Below are 10,989 nucleotides of genomic sequence, written 5' to 3' on the forward strand. Positions count from 1 at the left end.
CCCGGTCGTCGAGGCCGCCCGCCTCGGCGCGCCGTGGTTCGACCCCGAGGCGGCCGTGGACCCGGCGCTCGCCAGCGTCCGCGTGCTGCTCGTCTTCTTCGTCGCGGCGGCGTACGTCAGGACGACGCCCGTTCGCGAGTCCCGCGCGGCGATTCAGCGGCTCGTGCCGGGTCGCATCGGCGTCGCGCTCGGCGTCGGCGTCGCGCTCGTCTTCCGGTTTCTCCCCTTGGTCCGCCGCGATCTACTCCGCGTCCGCGAGGCGCAGGCGGCCCGCCTCGGGAGCGAGCGACGACTGGACGAACGGCTCTCGCTCGTCGCCGCCGGCGGCCTCCGGCGGTCGTTCGCGCGGGCCGACGCGCTCGCGCTCGCCCTCCGCGCGCGGTGTTTCGCGTGGAACCCGACGCTCCCGGAGATTCGGTTCGGCCGGCGCGACGCGCCCGGACTCGTCCTCACCGCCGCGCTCCTCGCCAGCCTCGCGTTCTGAGGTCGCCCGGGGCGCTCGTAATCCGCCGACCGACACGCCTCGGGTGGCAAGATTTAACCCTCCGTTCTCCGGTGATTGATTATGGACTTTGCGGCACAGGCGGATGTTACGCGAGAGACGTTCTGGACGATTAGTCCGGTCGGCGAGGCGCTCTTCTACGGCCTCGCCGCCATCGCGTCGCTCGTCTTCCTCTACGGGGTGTACGAGCGGTTCGCTCGATACGCGCGGGGTGGCGAAGACCCGTTCGACCGGCTGTCCGACCTTCCGGGACGGACGGTCCGGGCGGCGAAGGTGGTGTTCTCCAACGAAAAGCAGTTCAAGCGCGACCGGTTCGCCGGCGTGATGCACGCCTTCATCATGTGGGGCTTCCTGACGCTCCTCATCGGGACGACCATCCTCGCCATCGACATCGACGTGTGGCGGCGGGTGACGGGCAGTTCCTTCTTCGTCGGCGACTTCTACCTCTCGTACTCGTTCGTCATGGACCTCATGGGCCTGTTGTTCGTCGTCGGCGTCGGGATGGCGCTGTGGCGGCGCTACGGGGTCCGACACCCGCGGCTGTGGGGCAAACACACCGGCTTCGAGGACGCCGCGTTCGTCTGGACGCTCTTTCTGCTCGGCGTCGGCGGCTACGTCCTCGAAGGTATCCGCATCGTCGGCACCGAGTTCCCCGAGTTCGAGACGGTGAGCTTCGTCGGCTACTTCGTCGCCCTCGTGTTCGACGCCGGGGGCATGAGCCAGGGCCTCGCGCAGACGCTCTACTGGTTCGGCTGGTGGTCCCACGCGCTCCTCGCCTTGGCGTTCGTCGCCGCCGTCCCCTACGCCAAGCCCCTGCACATGCTCACCTCCTTCGCCAACATCGTCACCGCTGACGAGAAGGCGGGCACGCGCCTCCCGAAAGTGCCCGCGGACACGCCGCCGGACGAAATCGGCTACGTCTCCGAGGACGACTTCTCGTGGAAGGCGATGCTCGACATGGACGCCTGCACGAAGTGCGGCCGCTGTACCGACGCCTGCCCGGCGAAGGCCTCCGGCCGCAACCTCGACCCGCGGGACGTGATTCTCGACCTGAAGACCTACCGCGAGTCGGTCGACGCCGGCGGCGACTCAATCGACATCGTCGCGGACGGCGGCACCTCCGTCGTCGATGCCGAGTCGATGGAGTCCTGCATGGCCTGCATGGCCTGTATGGACGCCTGCCCGGTCGATATCGAACACCTCACGCACTTCACCGAGATGAACCGCCGGCTCACCGAGACGGGCCAACAGCAAGAGCCGGTCCAGGAGGCGATGATGAACATCTTCCAGAACGGCAACGCCTTCGGCGACCCACAGCGCAAGCGGCCCGACTGGACCGACGACCTCGACTTCGAGGTGCCCGACGCCCGCGACGAATCGGTCGAGTTCCTCTGGTACGTCGGCGACTACCCCTCCTACGACGAGCGCAACCGCGCCGTCGCCCGCTCGCTGGCCCGTATCCTCGAGGAAGCGGGCGTCTCCTACGGCATCCTCTACGAGGACGAACAGCACGACGGCAACGACGTGCGCCGCGTCGGCGAGGAGGGTCTCTACGAGATGCTCGTCGAGGACAACGTCGCCGCCATGGCCGACTGCGAGTTCGACAAAATCGTCTGCACCGACCCCCACTCGTACAACACGTTCAAAAACGAGTACCCGGAGATGGACGACTCGTTCGACTACCCGGTGTACCACTACACCCAACTGGTCGAGCGCCTCGTCGGCGACGACCGCCTCGGCCTCGCTGGTGACGAACTCGCCGCCCAGACCGTGACGTACCACGACCCGTGTCACCTCGGACGCTACAACGGCGAGTACGAAGCGCCCCGCGAAGTCATCCGTGCGACCGGCGTCGAACTCGCCGAGATGCCGCGCAACCGCGACCAGTCGTTCTGCTGCGGCGGCGGCGGCGGCGGCCTCTGGATGGACCACGAAGAGGAGTCGAAGCCGTCCGAAGAGCGCCTGCGCGAGGCGCTCGACGACACGACCGGCGGCGTGGAGCGGTTCGTCGTCGCCTGCCCGATGTGCGCGACGATGTACGAAGACGGCCGCAAGACCGGTGACTACGAGGACGACATCGACATCGTGGATATCTCCGAACTCGTCGTGGAGGCGCTCGACGCGAAGGCCGCCGCGACGACCGAGACGGGGACGGACACGACGCCCGCGTCGGCCGACTGAGTCGGCGACGCGGCTGTGCTATTTTGGTCTCTTCTCTCCGATTCTATTCTAAGTCCAAGCGGTCGATGGACTCACGGATGACGCCCGCCGACTCGCGGAGCGCCGCCGTCTCGACCTCCGAGAGGTCGAACTCGTGGACGTCGCGGACGCCGCGTTGGTTGACGGTACACGGGAGGCTCATGTAGACGCCGTCGATGCCGTGTTCGCCGGAGACCAGCGTCGAGACGGTGAGAATGGAGTTGTCGCCGCCGAGGATGCGCTCGGTGGTCGCGGCCACGGAGCGCGCGACGCCGTAGTTCGTCCGCTCCTTGCGCTCGATGATTTCGTAGGCCGCCTCGCGGACCTCCTCTTCGACGCGGGCTTTGAGCGCGTCGACGTCGTCGACGCCGTGGCTGGTGGCGTACGACTCGAACGGGATACCGCCGAGGTTCGCCGAACTCCAGACGAGGACCTCGCTGTCGCCGTGCTCGCCGACGACGTAGGCGTGGACGTTCGCCGGGTCGAGGTCGAACTCGCGGCTGAGCGCGTGGCGGAACCGCGACGTGTCGAGGACGGTTCCGGAGCCGATGACGCGCTCGGCCGGCAGGTCCGACACCTTCCACGTGACGTACGACAGCACGTCGACGGGGTTGGTGACGATGAGCATCACGGCGTCGTCGTTCAACCCCTCGGTAATCTGCGGAATCATGTCGGCGAAGATGTCGGCGTTCCGCTCCATCAGGTCGAGTCGGGTCTCGTCGGGCTTCTGGCTGGCTCCGGCGGTGACGATAACCACGTCGGCGTCCCAGCAGTCCTCGTAGTCGCCCGTCCGGACGCGGACCGGCGACGTGAAGTACGAGCCGTGGTTGAGGTCCATCGCCTCGCCCTCGACGCGCTCCTCGTCGATATCGACGAGGACGATTTCGCCGACGAGACTGCTCTCCATCAGCGCGAACGCCGTGCTCGACCCGACTGCGCCTGCACCCCCGACGATTGCGACCGTACCTTTGCCGCGTTCAGTTCTCATACCGGTCGTTCGGCCGAGCGGTTGATAAAAACAAAGCTCCGTTTCGAAGAACTGGGAGTACTACTTTTGTAACAGATTATAATTTGTTAGATACGGATCAATACTGACACTTTTTCGAAAAATGGTGAGTTCGGAGCGCCGTCGAACCGTCGCGCAGTGGCCCGCCGGTCGGCGTCGGCGGCTGGTGGGCCTATTCGCGGTCGTACTCTTTCTTGAAGCCGCGGAACTCGGTCCGGTGGGCCTCCTCGTCGGCGAGGATGGTCACCGCGAGGTCCTCGGTGACGGGGTCGTTGGCCTCCTCCGCCGCGTCGATGAGCGCGCGGTAGGTCTCGATGGCGTCCTCCTCGGCCGTGAGGACGCCGTTGATGACGGCGAGCACGTCCGTGCTGTCCTCCGGGGGCTGGAGGTCGTGCTGGCGCGCCTCGAAGGACGCCGAGCCCGGCGGCTTCTCGTCGAGTTGCTTCAGCCGGTTCCCCAACTGCTCGGCGTGGGTGAGTTCCTCCTGAATGTCGGTCTGGAGGGACCCTTTTATCTCCTCCGCCCGGACGCCGTCGAGGACGATGGAGTTCGTCATGTAGTTCATCACGGTCTCGATCTCGTCCTGATAGGCGCGCTTCAACAGCGCGGTTACGTCCTCAGACATAGCGACTTCGTATTGACGCTCTGGCAACAAATAGCTGTTCGCCGCGACGACCCCGTCGGTGGTCGAGGCGTCGGTGTCGGCGAAAATCAGCGTGCAAGACGGTCGACGGCGCGAGGGAGTTCAGTCTTCGAGCGCGACGAGTTCGACGACGTAGCCGTCGGGGTCCTTCACGAACGCCGCGCGGGCGTTCGCTGGGTCGATGTCCACCGGCGGCTTGACGACCTCGGGCGACTGCGCCTCGACGATGTCCTCGAAGGCGCGGTCAGCGTCGGCGACCTCGATGGCGACGTGGTCGATGCCCGCGGGTTCGACGCGTGCTGTCGAGGTCGGGTCGTACTTGAACTGCAGTTCCATGTCGGTGTCGTCGCTGCCGACGTAGACGTTCCGGACGCCGTCGAGTTCGAACTCGTTGGTCTGTTCGAGGCCGAGATCTGCGTAGAAGTCGAGCGTGGCGTCGATGTCGGAGACGACGAGGGCGGTGTGAATGAGACCCATGGCGGACGCGACGCGGCGGGGAGAGATAACGTCTGGTCTTCGTGTCAGGCCTGCCGCGAGGCGTCCACGTCGATGGCGTCGACGGGGCAGATGTCGACACAGAGCATGCAGTCGATACACTGGTCTTCGTTGGTCGGTTCGACCTTCTGCTCGCTCACCGGGTGGTCGGGGGTATCCACCCACGTGAACACGTCCACGGGACAGTTTTCGAGGCACGCGCCGTCCGCGAGACAGATGTCGTAGTCGACGGCGACGTGAGTGCCGTGGATGCCGAGTTTCTCCGGCGGTTCGACGGGGCCCCAGACGGCGACGCCGTTTTCCTCGCCCGCTCGCTCCCGGTTCTGGTCGAAGTTCGAGTCGATAGCCATTGCCGGGCGTTGGCCGTACCGCGTACTAAAACGTCCGCATCGGCGACGCGAAAAATCGGGGACGGAGTCGAGGTCGAGGGTCGTTTTGGAGTCGGGTCGAGATCGGAATCGAAGTCGGGATCCGACCGACGCCGGGGCGCGTCAGCGACGAACCGCGAGGAAAGCGGCCGCGAGGAGCGCCACCACGGCGAGCACGGCGCCGAATCCGGGGACGACGGTGTCGCTGGTGCCGGTCGCCTCGGTCGTCGCCGAGGCGGACGCGTTCGTCGTCGACTCGGTGGTGTCCGCGGTCGTCGACTCGGTCGATTCAGTCGCAATCGACGTGGTCGTTTCCACGGGTTCGTCTCGGACCACGAGCGTCGCGACGTTGACAACGGACCCGTTGTGCGCGACACCGAGGTCGTAATCCATCCCGGCTTCGAGCGTCGGGACCGACTCGTTCATCGACTGAAACTCGGCGTCGTCGCCGTCCGATACCGACACGATGTCCCGCGGCGACTCGGCGTCGGCCGCGGCATCGACGGTGATGTTGGCCGACCCGTCGTCGTCGGCGTCGGTGAGTTCGAGGACCGTCGAGAACCCGGTCTCGTCGGCTTCGATGGAGACCGTCACGGTCTCCGTGCCGCCGAACCGAACCGGAATCTCCGCGACGCCCGACCCGGCGACGTTGGCGGTGACCACGGATTCATTGAAGTCGGGGTCACCGCTCGGTTCCGACTCCGGCGTGCCGGAAATCGGGTCGGTCGCGGACTCGTTTTCCTCGATGACGAGGTGCGCCGTCGCGTTCGGGTCGTCCGACGGGCCGATTCGGAGGTCGTAGTCGCCCGCGTCGGGAATGTGAGAGAGCCGCGAGGTGGACTGCGAGGTGTTCGAAAGCGAGTCCTCGCCGGCGGCAGAGAGGTACGCCGAGGCGTTGGTCTGTCCCGCCATCGAAGTGTTCACCCGAACCGTGACCTCGCCGTCGTCGTTCTCGTCGACCACCGTCGCGTGGGCGGCGAGTCCGACGTCCGCGGACCCGAGGTGGAGCCTGAACGTGTCATTCGCCTCGTCACCGGCCTCAAGGGTGATCGAGATCACTTCTCCCTGTTCGGCCGTGTACGCGTCGTCCGTGAAATCGTAGTGGTCCTCGGCGGCCGCCGCGGGGGTCGTCGCGGCCGCGAGGAGTGCCACCACGAGCACCGTCGTCGTCAGCAGTTCGAATCGTCTGGAGGGTGCCATCGGTCAGGCGTTCTCGCGTCCGAATGAAATAGTTATTGGATTGTCATTTAAGGCGGAGCCTGCGGCGACGAACGGCGGTGCCGCGGCTATCCGGGCGAGGTAGGGAAAAATCGAGAGTGGCGTCGCGCGGAGTCGTTTCGGGCGCTATCGCCGAACTGCGAGGAACGCAGCCGCGAGGAGCGCCACCACGGCGAGCACGGCGCTGAATCCGGGGATACCGGTGTCGCTGGTGCCGGTCGCGGTGGTCGCGTCGGTCGTCGCCGACGCGTTCGTCGTCGTCTCGTTCGTTTCGTCCGCCGTCGTGGTCGTCTCGGTGTCGGTCGACTCGGTCGTCTCAGTCGTCTCAGTCGTCTCTGCCGGTTCGGTCGTCGTCTCCGCCGCCTGGAGCGAGAGCGTCGCCGTGTCGGTCGAGTTGTTCGCCGGGCCGAGCGCGAGCGAGTAGTCGCCCGCGTTGAGCGTCGCCGGGAGCGTCTCGGTCGTCTGCGTCGCGTTCACCGAGTCGTTGCCGGCGGCGTTGAGGTACGACGAGGCGTTGGTCTGTCCCGCCGTCGAGGTGTTCAGTTCGAGGGTGACGTTGCCGTCGCGGTCCTCGTCGACCACCGTCGCGTTGACGGCGAAGTTCACGTCCTCGCCGCCGATGCGGAGCGGGACGGTGTTGTTCTCGCCGGCGAGCGCCGCGGACGTGTTGTTCGCGTCCGACGCGCCGGAGAGCGTGATGGAGACCACCTCGCCCTGTTCGGCCGTGTACGCGTCGTCTGTGAACTCGTAGTGGCCCGAGGCGGCGGCCGCGGGCATCACCGCCGCCGCAAGGACAGCGGCGACGAGGAGGGTCGTCGTCAGTAGCGCGGATCGATTGGAGGGTCGCATCGACCACCTCTTTTCAGAGGTCAGATAAGTTATTTTCCATATCGTAATGTCAAACTAGAATTGCTACTGCGCGAGACGGGAGGACAGTGAGGCGCGAGCGCGGCCGCTCGGGGCATCGGTGGAATCGAAAGGAAATCAGCGGGCGGCGTCGGGTCGGAGAGCTATGCCCGCGCGGCCTCAATGTGTTCGAGGACGCGCGAGATGTGGTGGTCGTCCCGGACGGGCGCCTGTTTCCGATAGGTACGGAGGGCGTCTACGAGATAGTCGAGTTCGGCGCTGTCGAAATCTTCGTCGCCGGCCTCGACCCGCGCGAGCAGGCTGGGGGCCGGTGTCGGCTCTTCGTCTGCATCGACCGCCCGCTCGATGGCGTCGAGCAAGGCGGCGTGAACGACCCACGTCTCTTCACGTGAGAGGTCGAGCGCCGTCGGACGGTCCTGGGCCGATGTGGTCATTGTGGGGCCTCTATCGTATCCTATGGGCGGGGAGGTATAAATGTATGTGTACTGTTGTCATACGTCACGCACGACCGCGAAAGCCACGGGGGCATCCGCTCCCCAGTCCTAGTGGAATGCTTCGATTCCCGTCAGGTCCGCGCCGAGGACGAGGGTGTGGATGTCGTCGGTCCCTTCGTATGTGTAGACGGTCTCGATGTTCTCCATGTGGCGCATCGGCGAGTAGTCGGTCGTGATGCCGTTGCCGCCGAGCATCTCGCGGGCGGTTCGGGTCACCTCGCGGGCGACGCGGACGTTATGGCGCTTCGCCATCGACACCTGCTGGTGTCGCAGGTCGCCGCGCTCTTTGAGGTCGGCGAGGCGGTGGGCCATCAACTGCGCGTTCGTGATTTGGGTCGCCATCTCCGCGAGTTTGCCCTGCTGGAGTTGGAAGCGCGCGATGGGGCCGCCGAACTGGTCACGGTCTTTCGCGTACTGCCGGGCGTCCTCGAAGGCGTCTCGGGCCGCGCCGACGACGCCCCACGCGATGCCGAACCGCGCCTGCGTGAGACACGACAGCGGCCCCTTCATCCCCTCGACGCCGGGAAGTACGCCCTCCTCGGGAACCCGCACGTCGTCGAGGCCGATTTCGCCCGTGACCGACGCGCGCATCGAGAGTTTCCCCTCGATTTTGTTCGTCGTCACGCCGTCGCGGTCGGTCTCGACGAGGAAGCCGCGGACGGGTGACCCCTCGGCCGACACGTCGCGCGCCCAGACGACCGCCACGTCCGCGATGGGCGAGTTCGTAATCCACGTCTTCGAGCCGTTGAGGACGTAGCCGTCGGCGTCGCGCTCGGCGCGGGTCTCCATCCCCGACGGGTCCGAGCCGTGTTGCGGTTCGGTCAGGCCGAAACAGCCGACCGCCTCGCCCGACCCGAGTTTCGGGAGCCACCGCTCTTTCTGCTCGTCGGAGCCGTAGGCGTGGATGGGGTAGATGACGAGCGACCCCTGCACGCTCGCCATCGACCGGAGGCCGGAGTCGCCGGCTTCGAGTTCCTGCATCAGGAGGCCGTAGGCGCGCTCGCCGAGACCGGGGAGGCCGTAGCCGTCGAGGTTGGGGGCGTAGAAGCCGAGGTCGCCCATCTGCGGGATGAGTTCGGTCGGGAACGTCCCGGCCTCGTAGTGCTCGCCGATGTCGGGTTTGACCTGCTCGTCGACGAAGCGGCGGGCCTCGTCGCGGACGAGTTTCTCTTCGCCGGTCAGGTCGCCCTCCAATTCCAGATAATCGAGCATGATAGACCCTGCGCCCGGCGCGGTGAAAAGCGATTCGCTCGGGCGAGGTTCGCGGGGGACGGACGACCGAAAAGTCGGGGACGAAAGCCGGACGGGAACGACTCGGCAGCGACTCGGATACGGCTCGGGGACGACTCGAAAACGGCTTGCGACTGTCGGAACGCTCAGGCCGCCGATTCGACCGAGCCCGCGTTCGCCCGGTTCACGTAGGTGACGAAGTTGTCGAACAGGCGCTTGGCCTCACAGGCGGCGGCGTAGTTCTCCGGCGTGATGCCGTCGATGACCGACCGAATCCGCTCGTCGGGGAGGAAGTCTTTCTGCCTCGCGATGGCCTCGGCGGTGTCGGTGTCGTACTCGGGGTGGAACTGGACGCCGAAGGCGTGGCTCCGGCGGAACGCGTGGACGCCGAACTCGTTTTGGGCGAGGAGTTCCGCGCCCGGCGGGAGTTCGGTCACTCGGTCGCCGTGGGAGGTGAAGACGGTGAAGCGCTCGTCGATACCGGTGAGGATGTCGTCCTCGGTGTCGGGGTGAGTCCGCTCGACTTCGTTGTAGCCGAGTTCGAACGCGCCCATGTCCTCGACGGTACCGCCGAGGGCCGCCGCGACGACCTGGTGGCCGAAACAGACGCCCAAGAGGGGGAGCCCGCGCTCGTCGGCGTCGGCGACCCACGACACGAGGTTCCGAATCCACGCCTCGTCCCAGTAGACCGACGACGACGAGCCAGTGATGACGACGCCGTCGTAGTCGAAGTGGTCGGGGAGGCGGCCGTCGGTCACGTCGAACTCGACGAGGTCGGCGTCGAGTTCGCGCCTGAAGTTTCGGAACGTGCTCGAATCGCCGTGAGAGGCGTCCAAGAACGCGAGTCGCGGGCGGGTCATCGTGGAGAGACAGTCGGTGCGGCTCTAAAGAAGTTGCGCCCGGAACGCTCTCTGCCGGCACCTCGGACGGGGCGCGTCGGCGACGAAGCCGGAGCGAACGCGCCGGAGCGCCGCTCAGTCGTCGTCGAGCGATTCGAGAAAGGAGACGAGCGCGTCGTTGACGAGGCGCGACCGCTCGACGGTGACGAGGTGGCGCGCGCCCGCAAACGACTCGAACTCGCCGCGCGGGAGTCCCTCGGCCAGCGCGCGACCGCCTTCGACCGGCCAGACCGGGTCGTCGCCGCCGTGAAGTACGAGCGTCGGAACCGTCACCTCGTAGAGCGGACCGGCGTCGTAGTCGACGACGGCTGCGGCCTGTGCGGCCCACGCCTCGGGGTTAGCGTCTTCCCGTTCGCGCCACGAGACGAGTTGCTCGACCACGTCCGGCTGTTCCGCGCGGAACTCCTCAGAGAGCGCCGGCGCGAGCGACTCGCGGAGCGCGGCCAGGTCGTCGGGCGCGGCGGAGAGCGGTTCGGGGTCGATTTCCGCTCCCGAGGCGGCGGTGCCGACGAGGACGAGGCTCCGAACGCGGTTCGTCGTCCGCGCGGCCTCCAGCGCGACCATCCCGCCGAGACCGAATCCGACGAGATGGGCCTTCCTGACGTTCGCGTCCGCGAGGACGGCCACGAGGTCGGAGACGAGCGTCTCGACCGAGTACGGCCCCGCGGGCGCGTCGGAGCGGCCGGCCCCGCGGAGGTCGGTCACGAGACTTTCGTAGGGGCCGGCGACGGCGGCGTGCTGCCAGCCCCACTGCCACGCGCCGTAGCCCGCGTCGCCGACGAAGGCGACCGTCTCGCCGTCGCCCTCGCTGTCGTAGTACAGTTCGACCCTGTCCGCGACTGCCGTGGGCATACCGTGGGCTCGGCGGGCGAGCGACTTAGGGCGTCCGTCTCGCGGACGCGGAGAAAGCGAGACCGAAACCGAAACTGAAACTGAAAGCGAACTCGGGTCGGGCGCGCGACCGACTCAGGCGTTCAGAACCGCGCGGAGCACGTCGGGAGCCTCGTCGAGCGCGTCGTCGAGCGCGTCCACGTCGGGGCCGCCGCCCTGCGCGAAGTCCGCGGGGCC

General features: G+C 67.0%; 12 protein-coding genes. 2 read left to right on the forward strand and 10 right to left on the reverse strand.

Annotated features, from left to right (window positions below):
- Together NKF06_RS17585 and NKF06_RS17590 are read left to right on the forward strand one after the other, a co-directional pair.
- The coding region (locus tag NKF06_RS17585) for an energy-coupling factor transporter transmembrane protein EcfT (protein WP_253246147.1) at positions 1-484 on the forward strand (484 nt) is incomplete at its 5' end.
- 81 nt (positions 485-565) lie between these two features.
- Entirely contained in the window at positions 566-2,683 is a 2,118-nt protein-coding gene (locus NKF06_RS17590; protein WP_253246148.1) for a heterodisulfide reductase-related iron-sulfur binding cluster, read from the forward strand.
- 43 nt (positions 2,684-2,726) lie between these two features.
- Here NKF06_RS17590 and NKF06_RS17595 read toward each other — a convergent pair whose 3' ends face one another.
- The 10 genes from NKF06_RS17595 to NKF06_RS17640 form a co-directional block, all read right to left on the reverse strand.
- A complete protein-coding gene (locus tag NKF06_RS17595; RefSeq protein WP_253246149.1) occupies positions 2,727-3,689 on the reverse strand; it encodes an L-lactate dehydrogenase in 963 nt (320 codons plus the stop codon).
- A 190-nt stretch (positions 3,690-3,879) separates the two neighbouring features.
- Entirely contained in the window at positions 3,880-4,332 is a 453-nt protein-coding gene (locus NKF06_RS17600; protein WP_058826825.1) for a ferritin-like domain-containing protein, read from the reverse strand.
- 120 nt (positions 4,333-4,452) lie between these two features.
- On the reverse strand, positions 4,453-4,827 hold the full coding sequence (locus NKF06_RS17605; protein WP_058826826.1) for a VOC family protein: 375 nt from the start codon (positions 4,825-4,827) through the stop codon (positions 4,453-4,455).
- A 44-nt stretch (positions 4,828-4,871) separates the two neighbouring features.
- Positions 4,872-5,195: a ferredoxin family protein gene (locus NKF06_RS17610; protein ID WP_058826827.1), complete on the reverse strand. Its 324-nt coding sequence runs from the start codon at positions 5,193-5,195 to the stop codon at positions 4,872-4,874.
- Positions 5,196-5,336: 141 nt separating this feature from the next.
- Positions 5,337-6,413 (reverse strand): PGF-CTERM sorting domain-containing protein, encoded by a 1,077-nt coding sequence (locus NKF06_RS17615; protein WP_253246150.1) that lies wholly within the window; start codon positions 6,411-6,413, stop codon positions 5,337-5,339.
- A gap of 144 nt (positions 6,414-6,557) precedes the next feature.
- Entirely contained in the window at positions 6,558-7,280 is a 723-nt protein-coding gene (locus NKF06_RS17620; protein WP_253246151.1) for a PGF-CTERM sorting domain-containing protein, read from the reverse strand.
- 161 nt (positions 7,281-7,441) lie between these two features.
- Entirely contained in the window at positions 7,442-7,732 is a 291-nt protein-coding gene (locus tag NKF06_RS17625) for a hypothetical protein (protein WP_253246152.1), read from the reverse strand.
- 108 nt (positions 7,733-7,840) lie between these two features.
- On the reverse strand, positions 7,841-9,004 hold the full coding sequence (locus NKF06_RS17630; RefSeq protein WP_058826830.1) for an acyl-CoA dehydrogenase family protein: 1,164 nt from the start codon (positions 9,002-9,004) through the stop codon (positions 7,841-7,843).
- Positions 9,005-9,168: 164 nt separating this feature from the next.
- Positions 9,169-9,882: a type 1 glutamine amidotransferase gene (locus tag NKF06_RS17635; RefSeq protein WP_253246153.1), complete on the reverse strand. Its 714-nt coding sequence runs from the start codon at positions 9,880-9,882 to the stop codon at positions 9,169-9,171.
- Between the two features lie 114 nt (positions 9,883-9,996).
- Positions 9,997-10,773: an alpha/beta hydrolase gene (locus tag NKF06_RS17640; RefSeq protein WP_253246154.1), complete on the reverse strand. Its 777-nt coding sequence runs from the start codon at positions 10,771-10,773 to the stop codon at positions 9,997-9,999.
- Positions 10,774-10,989: the final 216 nt, after the last annotated feature.

The sequence above is a fragment of the Haloferax sp. AB510 genome, from assembly GCF_024136985.1.
Lineage (GTDB): Archaea > Halobacteriota > Halobacteria > Halobacteriales > Haloferacaceae > Haloferax.

Excerpts from the sequence above, each read along its gene's own strand:
- NKF06_RS17590 (WP_253246148.1), top strand. The coding sequence starts at position 566 with ATGGACTTTGCGGCACAGGCGGATGTTACGCGAGAGACGTTCTGGACG.
- NKF06_RS17595 (WP_253246149.1), bottom strand. The coding sequence starts at position 3,689 with ATGAGAACTGAACGCGGCAAAGGTACGGTCGCAATCGTCGGGGGTGCA.
- NKF06_RS17600 (WP_058826825.1), bottom strand. The coding sequence starts at position 4,332 with ATGTCTGAGGACGTAACCGCGCTGTTGAAGCGCGCCTATCAGGACGAG.
- NKF06_RS17605 (WP_058826826.1), bottom strand. The coding sequence starts at position 4,827 with ATGGGTCTCATTCACACCGCCCTCGTCGTCTCCGACATCGACGCCACG.
- NKF06_RS17610 (WP_058826827.1), bottom strand. The coding sequence starts at position 5,195 with ATGGCTATCGACTCGAACTTCGACCAGAACCGGGAGCGAGCGGGCGAG.
- NKF06_RS17615 (WP_253246150.1), bottom strand. The coding sequence starts at position 6,413 with ATGGCACCCTCCAGACGATTCGAACTGCTGACGACGACGGTGCTCGTG.
- NKF06_RS17620 (WP_253246151.1), bottom strand. The coding sequence starts at position 7,280 with ATGCGACCCTCCAATCGATCCGCGCTACTGACGACGACCCTCCTCGTC.
- NKF06_RS17625 (WP_253246152.1), bottom strand. The coding sequence starts at position 7,732 with ATGACCACATCGGCCCAGGACCGTCCGACGGCGCTCGACCTCTCACGT.
- NKF06_RS17630 (WP_058826830.1), bottom strand. The coding sequence starts at position 9,004 with ATGCTCGATTATCTGGAATTGGAGGGCGACCTGACCGGCGAAGAGAAA.
- NKF06_RS17635 (WP_253246153.1), bottom strand. The coding sequence starts at position 9,882 with ATGACCCGCCCGCGACTCGCGTTCTTGGACGCCTCTCACGGCGATTCG.
- NKF06_RS17640 (WP_253246154.1), bottom strand. The coding sequence starts at position 10,773 with ATGCCCACGGCAGTCGCGGACAGGGTCGAACTGTACTACGACAGCGAG.